Consider the following 21350-nt stretch of genomic DNA (forward strand, 5'->3'; position numbering starts at 1 on the left):
GTGCCGGCAGGGACGTACGACGACCCCTCGGGGCCTTCAGGGGTCGTGATCGCCACGTGGCGGGCCGAGTCGGCCCGCCTCGTCGGCGCTCTCGCCCGGATGACGCGTGACGTCGACCTGGCCGAGGACCTCGCGCAGGACGCGCTCGTCGCCGCGCTGGAGCAGTGGCCGGTGTCGGGGATCCCCGACAACCCGTCGGCCTGGCTGATGACGACGGCCAAGCGCCGCGGTGTCGACCACTTCCGGCGCGCCGACACGCTGCGCCGCAAGGTGGCCGAGCTCGAGCACGCCGGGGGCGGGGAGGAGGCACGGATGCCCGACCTCGACGACCAGGTCGACCACATCGAGGACGACGTCCTGCGGCTGGTCTTCCTGTCCTGCCACCCCTCGCTGACCCCCGAGTCCCGCGCCGCGCTCACGCTGCGGCTCGTCGGGGGCCTCACCACCGCCGAGATCGCCCGCGGCTTCCTCACCAGCGAGACGACGATGGGCCAGCGCATCTCCCGGGCGAAGAAGACGTTGACGGCCGCCCGGGCGGAGCTCGAGCTGCCGACGGGCGAGGCGCGGACGGCGCGTCTCGACGACGTGATGGCCGTGGTCTACCTGATCTTCAACGAGGGCTACGCCGCCACCGCCGGAGACGACTGGATGCGCCCCGACCTCGCCGCCGAGGCGACCCGGCTGGCCCGGATGCTCGCCGACCTCGCGCCCGACGAGCCCGAGGTGCTCGGCCTGCAGGCGCTGCTCGAGCTGCAGGGATCGCGGACCGCCGCGCGCCTCTCCCCGGACGGCACGCCCGTCCTGCTCGAGGCGCAGGACCGCTCCTTGTGGGACGAGCTGATGATCCGACGCGGCCTCGCGGCGCTCCGGGCCGCCTCCCGCCTCGCTGCCGCCGGCGCGCCCGTCGGTCGCTACTTCCTCCAGGCCTCCATCGCCGCCGAGCACGCGACCGCGTCCCGCGCCGAGGACACGGACTGGGGCCGCATCGCCGCGCTGTACGACGTCCTCGCCGAGGCCGCACCCGGCGCGGTCGTCGAGGTCAACCGGGCCGTGGCCCACGGCCGAGCGCACGGCGCCGCCGCCGGGCTCGCCGTGCTCGACGCCGTGGACCCGTCCCGGCTCGGTGACTCTCCGCTGCTGCCCAGCGTGCGCGGCGACCTCCTGGAGCGCGCCGGGCGCCACGCCGACGCCGCGTCGGCCTTCGACGAGGCGGTCGCCCTCACCCGCAACGAGGGCGAGCGCCGCGTGCTGCGGCGGCGCGCGGACGAGAACCAGCGGTGGTCCGGCGGGTGATCCGCCCTGAGACAGAGGCACACAGCGCGCGGCCGTCCTGCAGCCGACCGTCGTACGGACCAAACAGGGGACGGCAGGCACCACGTCCGCGTGGGCGCCGGCCCCTCCGGCGCGTTCGGTCCGTCCGACCACCGGCGACACCGCCTCGCCTTCTCCGGGGTCAGTCCCCTTGCCCCTCCCAGTAGGAAGGTCCCATGCGCATCTTCTTCACCGGTGGCAGCGGCAAGGCTGGCCGGCATGTCGCTCCGTTCCTCGCCGAGCAGGGCCACCAGGTCACCAACGCCGACCTCGTGCCGCTCGGGCACCCCGACGTCCACGACCTCCAGGTCGACCTGACCGACGCCGGCCAGGTCTACTCGGCGCTCGCCGGGCTGGCGACGTTCGACGAGCTCGACCTGCCGGAGAAGCCGTCGTACGACGCCGTGGTGCACTTCGCCGCCGTGCCCGCGATCCTGCGCACCGCCGACTCGGCGACGTACGCCACCAACGTGCTCAGCACCTACCACGTGCTCGAGGCGGCGACCCGGCTCGGCATCCGCAAGGTCGTGTTCGCCTCGTCCGAGACGACGTACGGCGTCTGCTTCGCGCAGGGCGAGCGGCGACCGCTGTACGTCCCGGTCGACGAGGAGCACCCGACAGTCCCGGAGGACTCCTACGCGATGTCGAAGGTCGCCAACGAGGTGACCGCGCGCTCGTTCCAGGCACGCACCGGCGCCGACGTCTACGGCCTGCGGATCAACAACGTCATCGAGCCGCACGAGTACGCCGAGCTGTTCCCGGACTTCCTCGACGACCCGGCGCTGCGACGGCGCAACATCTTCGCCTACATCGACGTGCGCGACCTCGGCCAGATGGTGCAGCGCTGCTTGGAGACCGACGGCCTCGGCTACGAGGTCTTCAACGTCGCCAACGCGGACATGTCCGTGGCCGCCACGACCGACGAGGTCGTCGAGCGGTTCTACGACGGTGTGGAGGTGCGGCGGGAGATGGGCCGCGACGAGACCTTCTACGCCATCGACAAGGCGCGTGAGCTGGTGGGCTTCGAGCCGCAGCACTCGTGGCGCGACGTGCTGGACGCGTAGCCGTCAGCGCCCACCCAGGGCGTCGAGCGTCGCCATGTCCTCATCGGCCAGGGTGAACCCGCCGACGTCGGCGTTCGACCGGATCCGCTCCGGGTGCGTCGACTTCGGGATCACGACGACGTCGTGCTGGAGGTGCCACCGGATGATGATCTGGGCGGGGGTGCGGTCGAGCCGCTCGGCGATCGCGACGATCGCGGGGTGGTCGAGGGTACCGCCCCGCAGGGCGCTGTAGCCCTCGACGGCCACGTCGCGCTCGCGGTGCTCCCGCAGCGTCCCGGCGTCGAAGAGGAGCGGGCTCCACTCGATCTGGTCGATCGCCGGCCGCACGCCGGTCGCGTCGGTGACCTCGTCGATGAGGGCGGCGTCGAAGTTGCTCACGCCGATCTCGCGGGCCAGGCCCAGCTCGCGAGCCTCCACGAACGCGCGCCACATGTCGACGTTCGTCGAGCCCTTGCCCGACCAGTGGACGAGCCACAGGTCGACGTGGTCGGTGCGCAGCAGGTCGAGGCTCTCGCGCAGGGTCTCGAGCTCGCGGCCGGCGCGGCCCGGCGGGCACTTGGTCGTCACGAACACGTCCTTGCGCGCGACACCGCTCTCGGCGAGTGCGCGGCCCACCTCGGCCTCGTTGCCGTACACCGTCGCGGTGTCGAGGTGCCGGTAACCGGCCTCGAGCGCGGCAGTCGTCGCGCGGACTGCGTCGTCCCCGGTGATCTGCCAGGTGCCGAAGCCCAGCAGCGGGATGCTCGTCCCGTTCGTCAACGTCAGGGTCTGGTCGGGCAGCTGCAGGTCGAGGTCGGTCACCCGTCCGATGCTGTCACCGTCGCCAAGGACGGGGGGACCCCGGACATGAGCGGAGTCCCGGACCCCCATGGGCCCGGGACTCCGTCAGTCGGTGTCAGTCGCGCGAATCAGGCCTGCTGGCCCAGCGCGAACTGGATGGTGCCGTCCTCGTCCACGGCGCCGTCCAGCACCTTGTCGGAGAGGAACTCCGACGCCGGTCCGTCGACGTAGACGGTCGCGCCGTCCTGCTCGATGACCTGGTCGTCGCTCTCGGCGTGGTCGGCCGGGCTCACGGACAGGGACTCCCCGTCCGCCTCGGTGGCGATACGGAGTGCGGTGATCTCGGGCACCTCGTCGGCGAGCTGCTTCACGATGTCGGTCACGTTCTCGGTGAGAGCAAGCATGGCTCTCCTTCCGAATGGAGAATGTGTCTCCCTCACCATTGCTCGGACCCGGCGCACACGCAAACCGCGGGCGCAAGAAGCTTTTGTGGATCCCCGTCGCGCGATGCGGGTGTGGCTAGGGTGACCCCGTTCCGACGGACCGGGTCGCGACGACGGTCGCGGCCGAAGGAGGCCAACGCATGCAGCTGCTCGCCGTGATCGTCCCGCCACCGGAGGTGGTCCGAGACGCTCTCGAGGCTGCGCAGGCGCTGTGCTCGCCCGAGCCGGCTACGGAGGACGGACGTGGCCGCGGCCTCCTGGACCGCATCCGCGGTCGCCGCGGGGGTGCGTCGCGCACCGCGCCGTCCGTCGCCCTGCATCCGTTGTCGTCCGACGCCGTGTTCGTACGCCTGGCCAAGTTCGGCAACGTCGCCGGCGACGACGTCGAGGGTCTCGCCCGAGCCCTCGCAGCGGTGGCCGGGACCTGGCCGGCACCCGTGCTCCGCACCACCGGCGTGAGCGTCACGGAGTCCGAGCCCCACACCGTGACGGCCCAGCTCGGCGGCGACGTCGACGCGCTGCGCGACATCTACCGCAACGTCAACGAGGTCGCCCGCCAGCAGCGGTTCTTCCTCGACCGCCGCAGCTTCCGCAGCGAGCTCGTCGTCGGCTCAGCCGAGGGTCAGGACGGCGCCCCGGTGCCCCCCACCCTCCTGGGCGCCGAGGCCCCCCACGCCGGCCCTTCCTGGTCGCCGGCCCACGTCACTCTCGTCCGCGCATCGTTCGGTGCGTCCGGGGCGACGTACTCGGAGCTCGCGCAGGTCGATCTCGCGCCCGACCTCGCGGAGCCCAGCGCCGACAGCGGCGACTGATCCGGCGCACGTGTGCGACCTCCGGTCTCGTTGTCGATCCCGGCTCGGCGTACCCGTCATCGTGGTGACGACACCCGAGAGGAAGAACCCATGACCGAGTACGTCCTGCTGTTCCCGGCCGACGACGAGGCCGCGTGGCAGCGCGGCACCGACGCCGACCACCAGGTCACGTTCGACACCGACGCCGAGTTCGCCCGGCTGCTGCGCGAGAGTGGAGGCGCCATCACGGGCGGCGCCGCGCTGGGCCACAGCAGCGAGACGCGGACGGTGCGACGCGGCCCGGACGGCCCCCTGGTCACCGACGGCCCGTACGCCGAGACGGCGGAGCAGATGTCCGGGTTCTTCCTCGTCACGTGCGACGACCACGACGCCCTCGTCGAGGCCGCGCAGGTGCTCACCCGCGCGCACCCCGTCGTGGAGATCCGGCCGGTCGCGGACGACTGAGGCGTCCGGGCGGGCCCGACCGGTTGGTGCGACCCACCTGCGAGGTCGACGTACACGCCGGTCACGCGGCCGGCGCGGTCTCCAGCTCGCTGATCCGGGCCCGCAGGCTCGACTCGGCCAGCCGCCACAGCGTGGCGGAGTGTGCGTGGCGGTGCTGCACGGCGGTGCCGGGACGCGCACGGTCTCGGCAGGCCTCCTGCTCCTGCGCGCGCTGCGCGAAGGCCTCGGCGGCGCGAGCCAGCTCACGGATCACCGTGGCCGTCTCGTCGAGCATCACCGCTGTCATGACGACAGCCTGCACGCTCGTCCGGCCGGGGTCGGCCGCCGCGCGCCAACATGCCCGATTTGGTGGCCCGGCGCCGAAGAATCAGCGGCCGAACGTGCAGAACAGCCCCCCAAGGACGGGGACCACTGTCAGCCCCCGGTGCAAGACTGCAGGGCATGACCGCCCTCGACCGCTTCAGCGCACCCACGCGCGAGTGGTTCGAAGCGTCCTTCGCGAGCCCGACTCCGGCGCAGGAAGGCGCCTGGGATGCGATCGCCGCCGGCAAGAACGCGCTGGTCGTCGCGCCCACCGGCAGCGGCAAGACCCTCAGTGCCTTCCTCCACGCGATCGACCGGCTCCTCTGCACCGAGCGCCCCGACGACAAGACCCGCCGCACGCGCGTGCTCTACATCTCCCCGCTCAAGGCGCTCGGCGTCGACGTCGAGCGCAACCTCCGTGCCCCGCTGATCGGCATCCGCAACACCGCCGAGCGGCTCGAGACCGCCGTCCCCGACATCACCGTCGGCCTGCGCTCGGGCGACACCAGCCCCGCCGATCGGCGCAAGCTCGGCACGACCCCGCCCGACATCCTCATCACGACCCCCGAGTCGCTGTTCCTCATGCTGACCAGCCAGGCGCGCGAGACGCTCCGCGGCGTCGACACCGTCATCATCGACGAGGTCCATGCGGTCGCCGGCACCAAGCGCGGCGCCCACCTCGGCATCAGCCTCGAGCGCCTCGACCACCTGCTCGAGCGGCCGGCCCAGCGCATCGGTCTCAGCGCGACCGTCCGTCCCCTCGAGGAGGTCGCCCGCTTCCTCGGCGGCACCCAGCCCGTCGAGATCGTCTCCCCGCCCAGCACCAAGGAGTGGGACCTGCGCGTCGTCGTGCCCGTCGAGGACATGACCATGCCCGAGGAGTACGACGAGGAGTCCGGCGACCCCGGCCGATCGACGAGCATCTGGCCCCACGTGGAGGAGCACGTCGTCGACCTCGTCGAGCAGCACCGCTCCACGATCGTCTTCGCCAACTCGCGCCGACTGGCCGAGCGGCTCACCGCACGCCTCAACGAGATCGCGGCCGAGCGCGCCGCCGTCCGCGAGCAGGACCCCGGCGCGACGGGCGCGGAGCGACCAGCGGAGGCAGGCAAGCCGCCCGCCCAGGTGATGGCGCAGTCGGGCCAGAGCAGCGGCGCCGAGGCCGTCATCGCCAAGGCCCACCACGGCTCGGTCTCCAAGGAGCAGCGCGCCATCATCGAGGACGACCTCAAGCGCGGTCGCCTCCCCTGCGTCGTCGCGACCAGCAGCCTCGAGCTCGGCATCGACATGGGCTCGGTCGACCTCGTCATCCAGATCGAGTCGCCGCCGAGCGTCGCCAGTGCGCTCCAGCGCGTCGGTCGCGCCGGCCACCAGGTCGGCGAGGTGAGCCGGGGCGTGCTGTTCCCCAAGCACCGCGGCGACCTCGCGCAGACGGCCGTGTCGGTCGAGCGGATGCGCTCGGGGGCCATCGAGAAGATGGCGGTGCCCACCAACCCGCTCGACGTCCTGGCCCAGCAGGTCGTGGCGGCGCTCGCCATGGAGGAGTGGCAGGTCGACGAGCTGTTCTCGCTCATGACCCGCGCCGCGTCCTACACCCAGCTCCCCCGCAGCGCCTACGACGCCACCCTCGACCTGCTCAGCGGCCGCTACCCGAGCGACGAGTTCGCCGAGCTGCGCCCGCGCATCGTCTGGGACCGGGTGACCGGCCAGCTCAGCGGCCGCCCCGGCGCCCAGCGGCTCGCCGTCACCAGCGGCGGCACCATCCCCGACCGCGGCCTCTTCGGCGTCTTCCTCGTCGGCGAGAAGGCCAGCCGCGTCGGCGAGCTCGACGAGGAGATGGTCTACGAGTCCCGCGTGGGCGACATCTTCGCCCTCGGCGCCACCAGCTGGCGGATCGAGGACATCACCCACGACCGGGTGCTCGTCACCCCCGCGCCGGGCATCCCCGGCCGCCTGCCGTTCTGGAAGGGCGACGCGCTCGGCAGACCCGCCGAGCTCGGAGCGGCCGTCGGTGCGTTCACCCGCGAGCTCGCCGCCAAGCCAGCGGCCAAGGCGATCGACAGCGTCCGCGAGCGCGGCCTCGACGTCAACGCCGCGACCAACCTGGTCACCTACCTCGGCGAGCAGCGTGAGGCCACCCAGGTCGTCCCCAACGACACCCAGATCGTCGTCGAGCGGTTCCGTGACGAGCTGGGCGACTGGCGCCTCGTCGTCCACTCCCCCTACGGCACGCCGGTCCACGCCCCGTGGGCGCTGGCGATCAACGCCCGGCTGCGCGAGCGCTTCGACGTCGACGGGCAGGCCGTCGCCTCCGACGACGGCATCGTCATCCGCATCCCCGACACCGACGCCGAGCCGCCGACCGGCGAGGTCATCGTCTTCGAGCCCGAGGAGATCGAGCAGCTCGTCACCCAGGAGGTCGGCGGGTCCGCGTTGTTCGCCAGCCGCTTCCGCGAGTGCGCCGCCCGCGCCCTGCTGCTCCCCCGCCGCGATCCGGGCCGTCGCAGCCCGCTGTGGCAGCAACGTCAGCGCAGCGCCCAGCTCCTCGAGGTCGCGTCGCAATATCCAGCGTTCCCGATCGTGCTCGAGGCGGTCCGCGAGTGCCTGCAGGACGTCTACGACCTGCCGGCGCTCGTCACCCTCCTCGGTCGTGTGCAGCGGCGCGAGGTCAACGTCCTCGACGTCGCCACCACCCAGCCCAGCCCGTTCGCCCGCAGCCTGCTCTTCGGCTACGTCGCCCAGTTCGTCTACGAGGGCGACTCCCCCATCGCCGAGCGGCGAGCCGCGGCGCTCTCCCTCGACCAGGGCCTGCTCGCCGAGCTGCTCGGCCGCGCCGAGCTCCGCGAGCTGCTCGACCCGGAGGTGCTGACCGAGGTCGAGGCCGAGCTGCAGTGGCTCGCCACCGATCGTCGCGCCCGCAACGCCGAGGCGGTCGCCGACCTGCTGCGCCTCGTCGGCCCGCTGTCGGTGGAGGAGATCCGGGCGCGGTCGGTCGACGGCGCCGACGTGGAGGGCTGGCTCGCCTCGCTCGACCGTCGCGTGGCCGTCGTCCGGATGGCCGGCGACGACCGGTGGACCGCGATCGAGGACATCGGCCGCCTGCGCGACGGGCTCGGCGTACCCGTCCCGGTCGGCACCCCCGACGCGTTCCTCCAGCTCCCCGAGGACCCGCTCGGCGACCTCGTGTCCCGCTATGCCCGCAGCCACGGCCCCTTCACCACCGCCGAGGTGGCCGCCCGGCTGGGCCTCGGGGAGGCCGTCGCACGCCAGACCCTGCAGCGCCTCGCCCACCGCGGCCGGGTGCTCGACGGGGAGTTCCGTCCCTCGGGGTCGGGCACCGAGTGGTGCGACGCCGAGGTGCTGCGCAAGCTGCGCCGCCGTTCCCTCGCGCGGCTGCGGCAGGAGATCGAGCCGGTCAGCCACGACGCGGTCGCCCGCTTCCTCCCCACCTGGCAGCGCGTCGGCGGTTCCCTGCGCGGCGTCGACGGGGTGGTCGCCGCCATCGACCAGCTCGCCGGGTGCCCAGTCCCCGCGAGCGCCCTCGAGCCCCTGGTGCTCGCCGCCCGCGTGCGCGACTACGAGCCGTCGATGCTCGACGAGCTCACCGCGTCCGGCGAGGTGATCTGGACCGGTCACGCCCCGCTGCCCGGCAGCGACGGCTGGGTGAGCCTCCACCTCGCCGACCAGGCCCACCTGACCCTGCCCGAGGTCGAGGGCGACGAGCCCGACGGCCTCCAGCGGGCCGTCCTCGACGCGCTCGACCCGGGCGGGGCGTGGTTCTTCCGCCAGCTCGCCGACCGCGTGGGGTCGACGTCCGACGCCGACCTCAGCAGCGCGCTGTGGGAGCTGACGTGGAAAGGCCTGGTCACCAACGACACCCTGGCGCCGCTGCGCGCGCTCGTCCGCAGCGGCACCCCGTCCCACCGCACCCGTCGTACGCCGCCGCGGCTCGGCCGCACGACCGGCGGCCGGATGCCCGTGCGCACCGGTCCCCCGGAGACGGCGGGCCGGTGGGCGCTGCTGCCCGACCGCGACGGTGACCCGACGCGGCGTGCCCACGCCCGCGCCGAGCACCTCCTCGAGCGGCACGGCGTCGTCACCCGCGGCGCCGTCGTCAGCGAACGCATCGTGGGCGGGTTCGCCGGGGTCTACAAGGTGCTCAGCGCCTTCGAGGACACGGGGCGCTGCCGCCGTGGCTACTTCATCGAGGGTCTCGGGGCCGCGCAGTTCGGCAGCGCCGGTGCGATCGACCGGCTGCGCACCTTCGCGGAGCCCGACAGCGTCAAGCCCGGCACCAAGCCGTCGGTCGTCGCGCTCGCCGCGACCGATCCCGCCAACGTCTTCGGCGCCGCCCTCCCGTGGCCCGACGCGGGCGACCCCGAGCGCACCGGCCACCGGCCGGGCCGCAAGGCGGGGGCGCTGGTCGTCCTGGTCGACGGGGCGCTCACCGTCTACGTCGAGCGCGGCGGTCGCACGCTCCTTACCTGGAACGACGACCTCGACGTGCTCACCCCGGCGATGGGGGCGCTGGCCGACGCCGCCCGCCGTGGGGCGCTCGGTCGGCTCACCGTCGAGAAGGCCGACGGCCAGGCGCTGATCGGAAGCGGCGGCGAGACACCCATCAGGCTCGCGCTCACGGCGGCGGGCTTCCTGGCGACACCCAAGGGGTTGAGGCTGCGTGCCTGAGGGAGACACCGTCTACCGCGCGGCAGCCAAGCTCGACCGCGCCCTCACCGGTCACCGCCTGACCCTCTCCGACTTCCGCGTGCCCTCCTTCGCCACCGTCGACCTCCGCGAGGGCACCGTCATCCGCACGCTGTCCCGCGGCAAGCACCTCCTGACCCGCGTCGACCACCAGCGCGCCTGGACGATCCACACCCACCTCAAGATGGAGGGCTCGTGGCACGTCTACCCCGACGGCGAGCGGTGGCGTCGTCCCGACACCCAGGTACGACTCGTGCTCGGCATCGAGGGGCGCAAGGCCGTCGGCTTCCAGCTCGGCATCGTCGAGCTCGTGCCGCGGGAGCAGGAGGCCGACCTGGTGGCCCACCTCGGTCCCGACCTGCTCGGCCCCGACTGGGACGAGGAGCGCGCCCTCGCCAACCTCCGCGACGAGCCGGCCCGGCCGATCGGACAGGCGCTGCTCGACCAGCGCAACCTCGCCGGCATCGGCAACATGTACATGGCCGAGCTGTGCTTCACCATGGGCGTCCACCCGGCCAGCGCCGTCGCCACCGTCGACCAGCTCCCCCGGCTCGTGCGGCGCGGGAAGCAGATGCTCGAGGTCAACAAGGAACGGGCGATCCAGACGACGACCGGCGACCTCCGCGAGCGCGAGCGGATGTGGGTCTACCGTCGCGACGGCTCCCCGTGCCGCCGGTGCCGCACCCCGATCGCGGTCACGATGCTGGGCGAGCTCGGTCGCGAGCGCGCGGCCTACTGGTGTCCCAGCTGCCAGCCCGAGCGCTGAGCCCGAGCCAGCGGTCGGGTCAGGCGGCGGAGGCGACCACGTCGCCGGCGCGGCGGCCGACATCGATCGGGGTGCTGACGACCACGCCCATGGCAGCCTCCTCGATCGACACCGCGTCGGCGACGTCGCGCAGCACGTCGGACAGCGGCAGGTCCATCGCTTGGCACAGGGAAGCCAGGAGCTCGGAGGACGCTTCCTTCTGGCCCCGCTCGATCTCGGAGATGTAGCCCAGGCTCACCCGGGCCTCCGCAGAGAGCTCCCGCAGGGTCATCCCACGCTGCATCCGGGCACTGCGCAGCACGTCACCGAGCAGTCGTCGGAAGAGCACCATGCGCGAGTCCTTACTCTCTGGGATGTCCGGATGAGGGAAGTCTCTGCCCCCAACGCTACCCGAGGCCTCCTTCTTCCCGCGGGGTTACCTCGGTTTGAGCAGACCGGGCGTCGCCATGGGCTCAGTCCCCCACCTCGCGGGCGAGGATCTCGAGGACCGCGTCGCACGATGCCTGCCGGATCGCGGCCCGGTCGCCGCCGAGCTCCAGCAACCGGGCGGTCGCCCCTGCGGGACCGGCGATCGCGACCCACACCGTCCCGACCGCGCGACCTTCCTGCTCGTCGGGTCCGGCGACGCCAGTGGTGGCCAGGCCCCACGTCGCGTCGAGCCGGTCACACACGCCCTGGGCCATCGCGAGCGCGCACTCCTGCGAGACCACGCCGTGCTCCTGCACCACGTCGTCCGGCACGCCGAGCAGCGACACCTTCACGCGGGTGGCGTACGACACCACGCCTCCGACGAAGCTGCGCGAGGCGCCGGGCACGTCGGTGAGCCGCGACGACAACAGGCCTCCGGTCAGCGACTCGGCCGTCGCGAGCGTCTCGCCGCGACCCGCCAGGGTCTCCAGGACGCGCGCGGCCACGCTGCCGTCCGGCTCGGCTGACCACATGTCGGCGACACTAGCCGCATGGCACTCCCCATCGAGGACTACGCACTGATCGGTGACCGGGGCACAGCCGCCCTGGTCGGCAAGGACGGGTCGATCGACTGGCTGTGCCTGCCGCGCTTCGACTCCCCCGCCTGCTTCGCCGCGCTGCTCGGAACGGAGGAGAACGGCCGCTGGCTGCTCGCCCCGGCCGACGAGGTGCTCGCCACCTCGCGGCAGTACCTCGACGGGACCGCGTGCCTCGAGACCACGTTCACTGTCGCCGACGGCGAGGTGGTGCTGCTCGACGTGATGCCCGTCGGCGACGACCGCGCGGACGTCGTACGCCGTCTGACGTGCACGCGCGGCACGGTACGGATCCGGCACGACTGGGTGGTGCGCACCGACTACGGTCGCGTGCGGCCGTGGGTGAGCCGGGAGAATGCGCACGGCAACGAGGTGGTCGTGGCGGTCGCCGGTCCGGACAAGCTCGTGCTGCGCGGGCCGCACCTGCCCCACGGTCACGACGGCCACCACAGCGACGAGTTCGAGCTGACCGCCGGCGACGAGGTCACCTTCTCCACGACCTGGGTGCGTTCGTGGCGCGACATCCCCCGGCCGCTCGGCTTCGACGAGCGGATCGACGCCACGACCGCGCGCCAGCGCGAGTGGTCCGCGCGGTCGCCGGAGGACGTGCCGCACGCCGACATGGTGCGACGCAGCCTGCTCACCCTCCTGCTGATGACGCACGCCGAGACCGGCGGCATCGTCGCGGCGCCGACCACGTCGCTGCCGGAGGACTTCGGTGGCGAGCGCAACTGGGACTACCGCTTCTGCTGGCTGCGCGACGCGGCTCTGACGCTCGAGTCGCTGCTCGGCGCCGGCTACGCGCAGGAAGCGCTGCACTGGCGTAGCTGGCTGCTGAGGGCCGTCGCCGGCGACCCCGCCGACCTGCAGATCATGTACACCGTCGACGGTGGACGCCAGCTGCCCGAGCGCGAGGTGCCGCACCTCCCCGGCTACGCGGACAGCCGCCCGGTGCGGATCGGCAACGGCGCGGTGTCACAGCGCCAGAACGACGTGCTGGGCGAGGTGATGATCGCGCTCGAGCTCGCCCGGGAGGCCGGCCTCGAGGAGACGCACAACTCCTGGTCCCTGCAGCGCGCGCTGGTCGACGAGCTCGCCGAGCACTGGGACGAGCCGGACAACGGCCTGTGGGAGATCCGCGGGCCGCAGCGACACTTCACCCACTCCCGGGTGATGGTGTGGGTGGCCTTCGACCGCGCCGTTAAGGCGGTCGAGCTCCACGGGCTCGACGGCACGGTCGAGAGGTGGCGCGAGCTGCGTGACCGGGTGCGCGAGGAGATCCTCGACAAGGGCTTCGACCACGAGCGCGGCACCTTCACCCAGCACTACGACACGACCGCCGTCGACGCCTCGCTGCTGACCATCCCGCTGGTCGGGTTCCTTCCCGGCGACGACCCGCGGGTGCTGGGCACGATCGACGCCGTGATCGCCGACCTCGACGTCGACGGCCTGCTGCTGCGCTACCGCACCGAGACGGGGGTCGACGGGATCTCGGGCGACGAGCACCCGTTCCTCGCCTGCTCCTTCTGGCTCGTGTCCGCCCTCGCGAAGGCCGGGCGGCGCGACCAGGCGACGGAGCTGATGGACCGCCTCTGCGGCCTGGCCAACGACGTCGGCCTGCTGTCGGAGGAGTACGACGCCGGGCATGGCCGGATGGCGGGCAACTTCCCGCAGGCGTTCAGCCACCTCGCGCTCGTGCAAGCGGCCCTCGCCCTGCGCTGAGCAGGACAAGGGCCGCAAGGCTCAGGTCACGGGGTCAGCCGCGACGCACCTTGATGTTGATGAACTCCGTCGAGTCCTGCACCTTGCGATTACCGGCGTACTTCACCTTGACCGACTTCTTGCCGGTGTTGGCGAAGCGGTCGAGGCGGACGAACGCCTTGCCGTCCTTCAGCGTGGCCTTGTACTTCTTGCCGCCGATCTTCACGACGATCTTGCCGCTCACCTCGGACAGTCCGAGGGCCGTGACCTTGATCTTCACGCGGGTGCGGGTCTCCCCTGCGACGATCCGGCCGGRCTTGGTGCGGACCTTGACCTCGGGCTTGGCCTTGCGGACGTCGATCGGCAGCGAGAACGTCGTGCCGGTCGTCGGTCCGGTGAAGGTCAGGACCTGCTTGCCCTTCTTGACCTTTCCGTTCAGCCCGAACGACACCGCGCTCTTGCCGCTCTCGTCGAACGGGGTGGTGCCGATGGCGTTGTCGACCTTGGCCGGGCCCCGCTTGACGTCGCCCAGCTTGATGTCGAGCGTGGCGTCCTTGGCGTCGCCCGGGCCCGTCATGGCGAGCGAGGACAGGTTGACCTTGAAGTCCTGGCCGATCCGGTAGAAGCGCGGGGCACCGGCGGGCAGGCTGACGCCCACCTGGCGCTGGTCGAGCTTGACGCCCAGCGGGGTCTTGGCGAAGGTCGCCAGGTAGTCGACCATCGCCTGCAGGTCGACCTTGCCCGTGTCGCGCTTGCTGGTGCCGGCGATCAAGCCGCGGAAGTTGTCACCGCCCGAGGCGAGGAACGAGTTGACCGTGACCGAGTACTGCGTCGCCGTCCCGATGGCCTTGCCGTTGAGCCACATGCCGGTGACGCGGTTGCCCTCGGCCTTTGCGGGGTCGTAGGTGGCGAAGAAGCCCGCGGACGTTCCCAGGCGCAGGAACGGCCGACTCGGCACCGCGCCCTTGTCGTCACGCTGCCACTGCTGCTCGAGCACCGTCTTGATCTGGGCACCGGTGAGCTTCATGTTGACGAGCGTGTTGGCGAACGGCTGGACGACGGCGGCCTGCTTGTAGGTCAGCGAGGCGGGGAACCCGCCGGGGTTGCCCACCATGTCCTGCCGCAGACCGCCCGGATTCATGAAGGCGATCTGGGCGCCGCCGGCCTCCGGCGTCTGCGTCGCCCACCGCTGCACCTCCGCGACGAGGTTGCCGAGGGTGGACTCGCCGCCGCGGTTCTCGGTGGTGCCGTCCGCGAGCCTGGCCCGGTTGAACGGACCTGCGAGCTTGCCCAGCTCGACCGCTCCCAGGACGTCTGCCCGAGCCTTCGCGTTGTTGACGATGGTGGTGACGGCCGGGTCGGCCGGGAAGTTCGCCGCGAACGGGGTCGTCTGCGCCTTGAGGTACCTGATGTCGGAGGTGACCGCGGTGACCGCGCCCGTCGTGTCCTCGACCGTGAACTGCAGCTGGTTCAGCGCCATGCCGTACTGCCCGGCCGAGACCACCGGTACTCCGCTGTAGGAGCAGTTGTAGGCAAGGTGCGTGTGGCCGGACACGATCGCGTTGACGTTCGTGCCGACGCCCTTGACGATCCGCCCGAACGCGCTGTCGTCGGAGACCCCGGAGCAGCTGGTCGTCGCAGAACCTTCGTGCACCAGCATCACGACGACGTCGGCCCCGGCGGACCTCAGTGCGGCGGCGCCGGCGTTCACCTCGGTGACGATGCTGGACACCTTGACGTCCGCGATGCCGGCGGGCGAGACGAGGCTGGGCAGGTCCTCGGTGACCGCACCGACGAAGCCCACCCGGACGCTGCCGAAGTCCTTGTACCAGGTGGCGCCGTCGGAGGTGCCGGGCGAGGCCGCGACGTCCGGAAGGGCGTACGAGTTGTCGGACCTCTTGCGGACGTTGGCCGCGAGGTACTGCCAGTTGGCGCCGCCCTCGGGGTTGGACGCACTGGCGGGCTTCATGACCCGGTTGATCAGGTCGTTGTAGCCGGCATCGAACTCGTGGTTCCCGGCGGCCGAGACCTCGAGGCCCGCCTCGTTGAGGGCGTCCAGGGTCGGTTTGTCGTGCTGGATGAACGACTCGAAGGTCGACGCCCCGATCAGGTCGCCGGCCGCGGCGAACACGGTGTTCGGATTGGCGGCTCGCAGCTGCTTGACAGCACCGGAGAGGATCGCGGCGCCAGCAGTGACGCCGTTGGTCGTCCCTCCCGTGCCGTCCTCGTTGATCAGGCGGCCGTGGAAGTCGTTGGTCGCCAGGACCTGGATGGTGACTGGGGCGGCGTGCGCGGGCGCCGACGTGGCAACGACAGCGAGCGGGGCAGCGACGAGCCCCGTGAGGGTGGCGGCAAGAGCGAGCTTGCGACCGGATCGTGATGCTGACACGACGATGCCTCTCGACAGGGGGACGGGACAGAATCACATTAACCGCGCATGCGCACGATTTTTCCCGGCAGAACGCCGCAGAAATCGCCGACGGCCCCCGTCCTGCTGAGCAGGACGAGGGCCGCGCGGCTGGTGGTGTGTCAGGTCAGCGCCTGATCTTCAGCTTCACCACCATCTTGTCGCGCTTGACGGCGTCGTCACCGAGGTAACGCACGACCAGCTTCTTGGTGCCAGCACGGTTGAAGGCGGGCAGCTTCACGATCGCCACACCGTTCTTCACCTTGAACCGGTACACCTTGTCGGCGCCCTTGACCCGGACCTTGATCCAGCCGGTGGCGGTCTCGTCGCCGGCCTTCACCTTGACCTTGAAGCGGACCTTCTCGCCCACCTTGCCCTTGGCATTGACCGCCTTGAGCTTCGGCTCCACCTTCTCCGGCTCCGGGGTGGGAGTCGTCGTCGGCGGGGTCGTCGGCGGGGTCGTCGGCGGGGTGGTCGGAGGCGTGGTCGGAGGCGTCGTCGGCTTGGCGGTCACCGTGACCACGACCGTGCCCCTCGAGGAGGCGTAGCGGTCGTCACCGGTGTAGGTGATGGGCAGCGTGTGCACGCCGACCGGCAGTGCGCCGGCGGCGAGCTCGATGGAGCCCTCACCGTTGACCAGCGTGGTCTCGAGCGTCATCTGGCCGAGGCCGAGAACGACCTCACCCGTCGCAGCGGACGGGGTGACCTTGACCTGGACGGCCCCGGAGGAACCCTCCTCGATCGTGACGTCGGTGCCCGACACGGTGGTGTCGATGCACTCGTCGCCAGTGCCGGTGATGGTGATCGGCACCTCGATCTCCGTACCAGTCGCCGTGCCCGTCACGGTGAGCGTCGCCGCACCGATCGGGCTGCACGGCGGCAGCGTCACGTCGACCGACGCGGTGCCGGCCTCGTCGTTGCTGTTGGCGTTGCCCGGAGCGCTCAGCGTCGTGGTGACCGGGAACGACCCGAGGTCGAAGTCTCCCAGCTCCACCGAGACCTCGGAGTCGCGGAGGTCCAGCGGGTCGGTCATCGACAGCGACGAGAGGTCGAAGGCGACGTGGTCGCCGATCGCGTAGCTCGCCGGGGCACCGGCAGGGAGCTTGACGCCCACGGCCTGCTGCTTGTAGTCGATCGGGAGCGGGTCGTCGCCCTCGGCGGCGTTGGCGAACTCGCTGAAGTAGTCCACCTGGGCCTGCAGGTCCGACTTGCCGGTGTCCTGCTTGCCGGCGCCGCCGTTGAGCGCCGCGAAGCCGTCGCCACCCGTGGCCAGGAACGAGTTGACCGTGACCGAGTAGACGGTCGCCGGGTTGATCTCGGTGCCGTTGAGCCACATCTTCTGGATGCGGTCGCCCTGGGTCTTGGACGGGTCGTAGGTGTACCTGAAACCCTTGGACATGCCCAGCTTCAGGAACGGTCGGGCTGCGCCTGGCGCCTGCCACTGCTGCTCCAGGGTCGCCTTGATCTGAGCACCCGTCAGGTCCATGTTCACCAGGGTGTTGGCGAACGGCTGGACGTTGGCAGCCTGCTTGTAGGTCACCGTCTTGGGGTACGCCGACTCGCCGGCGATGCCGCCGGGCAGGTCCGTCCGCAGACCGCCCGGGTTCATGAACGCGATCTGCGCCGCCCCGGACTCTTGACCCCGCGTGGCCCACCGCTGGATCTCGGCGACCAGGTTGCCGAGGGTGGACTCGCCACCGCGGTTCTCCGTGATTCCGTCGGCGAACTTGGCCCGGTTGAACGGCGCGCTGATCTTGCCCAGCGGACGTGCTCCCAGGACCGCGGCCTTGGCGACCGCTGCGTCCACGATGGTCTGCGTCGCAGCGTCAGGGGTGTAGGTGAAGGGGCCCGCGTTGGCGGTCTTCAGCTTGATCACCGCCTGCGTCTTGTCCTGGATCGCGCCCGTGCTGGGGTCGACCGTGAACACGATCCGGTTGAGCGCGGCGCCGTACTGGCCCGCGGAGACGACCGGACGCTCCTTGACCGGACGGCTGGACCATCCGGGGACCACGAAGGAGCAGTTGTACTCCAGGTGGGTGTGGCCGGAGACGATCGCGTCGACGTTGTCGTTGACACCGGTGATGATGCTGCCGAAGTCGGACGACGGGTTGGCTGCCATCTGGGCGCAGGTCGTGGTGTCCGAGCCCTCGTGCACCAGCATGACGACGACGTCGGCACCCTGGGCCTTCAGCTCGGTGGCCTCCGCGTTGACGGCGGTGACGATGTCCGTCACCTCGATCTGCGCGATGCCGCCCGGCGTGACCAGCTCGGGCAGGTGCTCGGTGACCGCACCCACGAAGCCGACCTCGACGCCGTTCATCGTCTTGGTCCACGACGGCGTCAGGGCGTCGGCACCGTCGGCCTTCAGCTTGACGTTCGCCGCGATGTACTCCCAGTTGGCACCACCCTGCGGGTTGGTCGTTGCGTCGTACGGAGCCATCACGCGGTTGACCAGGTCGTTGTAGCCCTGGTCGAACTCGTGGTTGCCCGCTGCCGAGACCTCAAGGCCCGCCGAGTTCAGCGCGTCGATGGTCGGCTTGTCGTTGTCGATGAAGGACTCGAACGTCGAGGCGCCGATGAGGTCACCCGCGGCAGCGAACACCGTGTTGGGGTTGGTCTGGCGCAGCGACTTGACCGCCCCGGCCATCGCCGCAGCACCAGCTGCAGCAGAGGCCGGGTCGTTGGCGATACGACCGTGGAAGTCGTTGGTCGCCAGGATCTGGACGTCGACCGGTGCGTTGGGGTCGACGGCCGTGTTGATGCCCACGATCTCCGGGCTGTGGTCGGACGACCGGAACTGGTTGGCGGTGTAGAGGTTGGTGATGTTGGAGTTGAAGCGGGAGTACTCGTAGTAGACCGACTCGTAGCCGTTGATGTCCCACACGTCGACCGCGTTGACGTCCGCCAGCGCAGGGCCGTTGGCCAGCACGTGGTCGAGCGAACCGACCTGGCCGTCGAAGTTGTAGGTCTCCTCGTCGGGCGCGCTGCTCGAGTCCAGGCTGGTGTAGCCGGCGGCCTCGAGGATCTGGATCGGGTCCTCCTCCGTGTAGGCATTGAAGTCGCCCGCGAGGAAGACGCGTGAGATGCCGCGCACGTTCTTGAAGTCGTTGGCGAACGTCACGAGGGCGTTGGCCTGGATCTTGCGACGGTCGTTGGCGTTGCCCTGGCCGTCGGGGTCCGGGGTGCCGGAGCCCTTGGACTTGAAGTGGTTCACGATGACCGCGAAGGCCCGGCTGTCCGGCGTACCGACCTTCTTGAAGGCCTGTGCCAGCGGCTCGCGGGCGTCCTCGAAGGCACCACCCGTGGACGACTGGGTGCTCAGCACCACCGACTCACCCACCAGCGCCACGTTGGCGGGCTGGTAGATGAAGCCGTTGCGGATGACGTCCTGGTCCGCGGTGGCGGGCAGGGTCGAGGGCGACGGAACCGCGGCCCACGTGCCCGCTCCCGAGGAGGCGTTGAGGGCGCTGACGAGCTGGTTGATCGCGAAGTCGCGGTTCTTGCCGAACTTCACCGAGTTCTCGAGCTCCTCGAGGGACACGATGTCGGCGTCGGCCGTGGTGATGGCCGCGACGATCTTGTCCTGCTGGCGCTGGAGGTTGGCCGCGTTGGCGGCGCCGCGCGGGCCGTTGGGGTTGCAGGAGTTGTTGGAGATGTTGTTGCCGTCGCGGTCACGGAAGTAGGTGCAGGTGCCGGCACCCGACGTGACGAACTCCTCACCCGTGGTCGGGAAGAAGTTGAGCACGTTGAAGGTCGCCAGCTTGAGGTCGCCACCGACATTCTCCGGAGCCGCGGGGCGGGTCTGCGAGAAGTCGATCGTGCCGGTGGAGTCGCCGACGACCTGCGCTTGCGGCAGGATCCGCCACGCGTTGAAGCCGAAGGTGAAGACGACCGGCTTCGGGAACGTGATGGCCGAGCCCACACGAACCGTGTGGGTCGCGGTGAACCACGGGAAGGGCTTGTCGCTGTTCTGCGTCGTGGAGTACGTCAGGCTCGACGCGTCGTCGAGGATGATCCGGTGCGCGTCGTTGTACTTCTTCCGCTCAGCGACCAGTGCGGTCGCCTGCGCGTCGATGACCTCGGTGGGGGCGACGAGGGGCTTGGTGCTGTTGGCCACCACGCCGAGCTCACCGCGGAAGGCGGACGAGTTGGTGCCGTCGCTGTAGAAGGGACCGCCGTCGTAGACGTCGGTCGCGGTCCACGGTGCCGTGGGCTGGAAGAGCTCGCCCTCGGCGACCTCGCGCGCGTCATCGAGCGCAGCACCGGTCAGGCAGGTGGTGCCGGGCAGCGCGCAGTCCGTGCCGGGGATGTCGGTCTTCGGGGTGACATCGCCCAGTGCGGGGATCGACGTGACTCCCGAGTTGGTGGAGACGATCTGGGTGGCGCCCGAGAACTCGGCCGCGTCACCGGTCACCTTGACCGAGTCACCCACTGCCGGGTAGCTCGAGAAGCCCGTGGTGCCGCCGTAGACGAAGATGGCGTCCGAGGCGTTGGCCGTGTCGGCGCCAGGGGTCTGGATGTAGAAGCCGTTGAGGCCACCGGTCGGGTACGACGCCGTGACGACGCCCTGCGTGGTGAGGGTCTGACCGTCGAGCGGGGTGGTCGCACCCGTGCCCTGGATCTCCGCGATCGGGGTGACGGCGCCAGCGGCCGGCGTGACGGCGATGGTGAACGTCGTGGACCCCGTCGCATCGTCAGCGTCGGTCGCGGTGACCGTCACGGGGGAAGTGCCGACCGTGGTCGGCGTGCCAGTCACCTGACCGCTGGTCGCGTCGATCGACAGGCCGGCCGGCAGACCGGTGGCGGACCACGCGTAGGGCTCGTTGCCGCCCGTCGCAGTGACGGTGAACGGCGTGATTGCCTGGTCGACCACGAAGCTCTGGTCCGTGGCGCTGACCGAGACGGTCTGGGGCGTGTTGATCACCGAGCTGTTCTGCGGCGCAGGGGTCTGGACGGTGAAGTCAACTGAGTTGTCGTCGGTGTCCTTGCGCGCACCGTCGCGGGACACCGAGGTGGTGTTGCTCGGAGCAGGAGCAGCCGTGCCCTCCCGTAGCGTCGCCCCGCCGAAACCGACGAGGTCGATCGTGTTGCCGGCGGTCGGCGCGACTGTTCCGGTCCCCGTCACCAGCGCAACGGACCCCGCGGTCCCGCTCATGGTGAGCGATCCCGTGGCGTCCGGGGCCGGGAGGTCTTCGGTTCCTCCCGTGCCTGCGGCCTGCTGAATCAGATAGTGACCGTGTGCCGGAACCGAACCGGTGAGATTGGTGAACCCCGTTCCCGTCCCTCCGGAGGAGCGGTACTGAACGGACATTCCCGACACGCTGATCGCGCTGCCGGTGGGGTTGAAGAGTTCGATGAAGTCGTTCTTCAGGGTGGCGCCGGTGTTGCCACCACCCCCATAGGCCTCACTGATGACCAAGTTGGTGCCGGCTGGATTCGCGGATGCTGCTGCTATCGGGGTGAGTCCGGCGGCCAGGACGGCCAGACCGGCTCCTACCGCGATGTGACGCGACGAGGGGAGCGCGGGTGTGCGCATGTGTGCTCCGGGTGTTCGGGTGATGTGACCGTCGCATCCTCACCCACTCAGCCGACATTTGCGGCAGTACCGGCC

14 protein-coding genes are annotated in these 21350 nt (G+C 71.0%); 7 read left to right on the forward strand and 7 right to left on the reverse strand.

The window, feature by feature from the left end; translation table 11 throughout:
* Together ACXJKB_RS16675 and ACXJKB_RS16680 are read left to right on the forward strand one after the other, a co-directional pair.
* Positions 1 to 1293 (forward strand): RNA polymerase sigma factor, encoded by a 1293-nt coding sequence (locus ACXJKB_RS16675; protein ID WP_457190293.1) that lies wholly within the window; start codon positions 1 to 3, stop codon positions 1291 to 1293.
* A 194-nt stretch (positions 1294 to 1487) separates the two neighbouring features.
* Positions 1488 to 2375 carry an NAD-dependent epimerase/dehydratase family protein gene (locus tag ACXJKB_RS16680; protein ID WP_457190295.1) on the forward strand — a complete coding sequence of 296 codons (888 nt, stop codon included), beginning with the start codon at positions 1488 to 1490 and terminating at the stop codon, positions 2373 to 2375.
* 3 nt (positions 2376 to 2378) lie between these two features.
* On the opposite strand, the gene ACXJKB_RS16685 is transcribed toward ACXJKB_RS16680, so the two are convergent.
* Positions 2379 to 3176 (reverse strand): aldo/keto reductase, encoded by a 798-nt coding sequence (locus ACXJKB_RS16685; RefSeq protein WP_457190297.1) that lies wholly within the window; start codon positions 3174 to 3176, stop codon positions 2379 to 2381.
* A 107-nt stretch (positions 3177 to 3283) separates the two neighbouring features.
* Positions 3284 to 3559 carry a Fe-S cluster assembly protein HesB gene (locus ACXJKB_RS16690; protein ID WP_457190299.1) on the reverse strand — a complete coding sequence of 92 codons (276 nt, stop codon included), beginning with the start codon at positions 3557 to 3559 and terminating at the stop codon, positions 3284 to 3286.
* 179 nt (positions 3560 to 3738) lie between these two features.
* On the opposite strand from ACXJKB_RS16690, the gene ACXJKB_RS16695 reads away from it, so the two are divergent.
* Together ACXJKB_RS16695 and ACXJKB_RS16700 are read left to right on the forward strand one after the other, a co-directional pair.
* Positions 3739 to 4410, forward strand: a complete 672-nt coding sequence (locus ACXJKB_RS16695; protein WP_457190301.1) for a 2'-5' RNA ligase family protein — start codon at positions 3739 to 3741, stop codon at positions 4408 to 4410.
* A 90-nt stretch (positions 4411 to 4500) separates the two neighbouring features.
* Positions 4501 to 4854 carry a YciI family protein gene (locus ACXJKB_RS16700; RefSeq protein WP_457190303.1) on the forward strand — a complete coding sequence of 118 codons (354 nt, stop codon included), beginning with the start codon at positions 4501 to 4503 and terminating at the stop codon, positions 4852 to 4854.
* A gap of 61 nt (positions 4855 to 4915) precedes the next feature.
* Here ACXJKB_RS16700 and ACXJKB_RS16705 read toward each other — a convergent pair whose 3' ends face one another.
* Entirely contained in the window at positions 4916 to 5140 is a 225-nt protein-coding gene (locus tag ACXJKB_RS16705; protein ID WP_457190305.1) for a hypothetical protein, read from the reverse strand.
* Positions 5141 to 5295: 155 nt separating this feature from the next.
* Between ACXJKB_RS16705 and ACXJKB_RS16710 the strand changes: the two genes are divergently transcribed.
* Together ACXJKB_RS16710 and ACXJKB_RS16715 are read left to right on the forward strand one after the other, a co-directional pair.
* Positions 5296 to 9843, forward strand: coding sequence for an ATP-dependent helicase (locus tag ACXJKB_RS16710; protein WP_457190307.1), 4548 nt, complete (start codon positions 5296 to 5298; stop codon positions 9841 to 9843).
* The gene (locus ACXJKB_RS16715) at positions 9836 to 10627 is read left to right on the forward strand and encodes a DNA-formamidopyrimidine glycosylase family protein (protein ID WP_457190309.1); all 792 of its coding nucleotides are present in this window, start codon (positions 9836 to 9838) and stop codon (positions 10625 to 10627) included. Before ACXJKB_RS16710 ends, ACXJKB_RS16715 begins: the two co-directional genes overlap by 8 nt.
* 19 nt (positions 10628 to 10646) lie before the next feature.
* Here ACXJKB_RS16715 and ACXJKB_RS16720 read toward each other — a convergent pair whose 3' ends face one another.
* Positions 10647 to 10958, reverse strand: coding sequence for a helix-turn-helix domain-containing protein (locus ACXJKB_RS16720; RefSeq protein ID WP_457190311.1), 312 nt, complete (start codon positions 10956 to 10958; stop codon positions 10647 to 10649).
* A gap of 121 nt (positions 10959 to 11079) precedes the next feature.
* On the reverse strand, positions 11080 to 11568 hold the full coding sequence (locus ACXJKB_RS16725) for a CinA family protein (protein WP_457190313.1): 489 nt from the start codon (positions 11566 to 11568) through the stop codon (positions 11080 to 11082).
* Positions 11569 to 11586: 18 nt separating this feature from the next.
* Between ACXJKB_RS16725 and ACXJKB_RS16730 the strand changes: the two genes are divergently transcribed.
* A complete protein-coding gene (locus tag ACXJKB_RS16730) occupies positions 11587 to 13353 on the forward strand; it encodes a glycoside hydrolase family 15 protein (protein WP_457190315.1) in 1767 nt (588 codons plus the stop codon).
* A gap of 34 nt (positions 13354 to 13387) precedes the next feature.
* Here ACXJKB_RS16730 and ACXJKB_RS16735 read toward each other — a convergent pair whose 3' ends face one another.
* A complete protein-coding gene (locus ACXJKB_RS16735; RefSeq protein ID WP_457190317.1) occupies positions 13388 to 15721 on the reverse strand; it encodes a bifunctional metallophosphatase/5'-nucleotidase in 2334 nt (777 codons plus the stop codon).
* Positions 15722 to 15866: 145 nt separating this feature from the next.
* A complete protein-coding gene (locus ACXJKB_RS16740; protein WP_457190318.1) occupies positions 15867 to 21275 on the reverse strand; it encodes an ExeM/NucH family extracellular endonuclease in 5409 nt (1802 codons plus the stop codon).
* Positions 21276 to 21350 lie beyond the last annotated feature (75 nt).

It is taken from the genome of Nocardioides sp. P5_E3 (assembly GCF_054049275.1).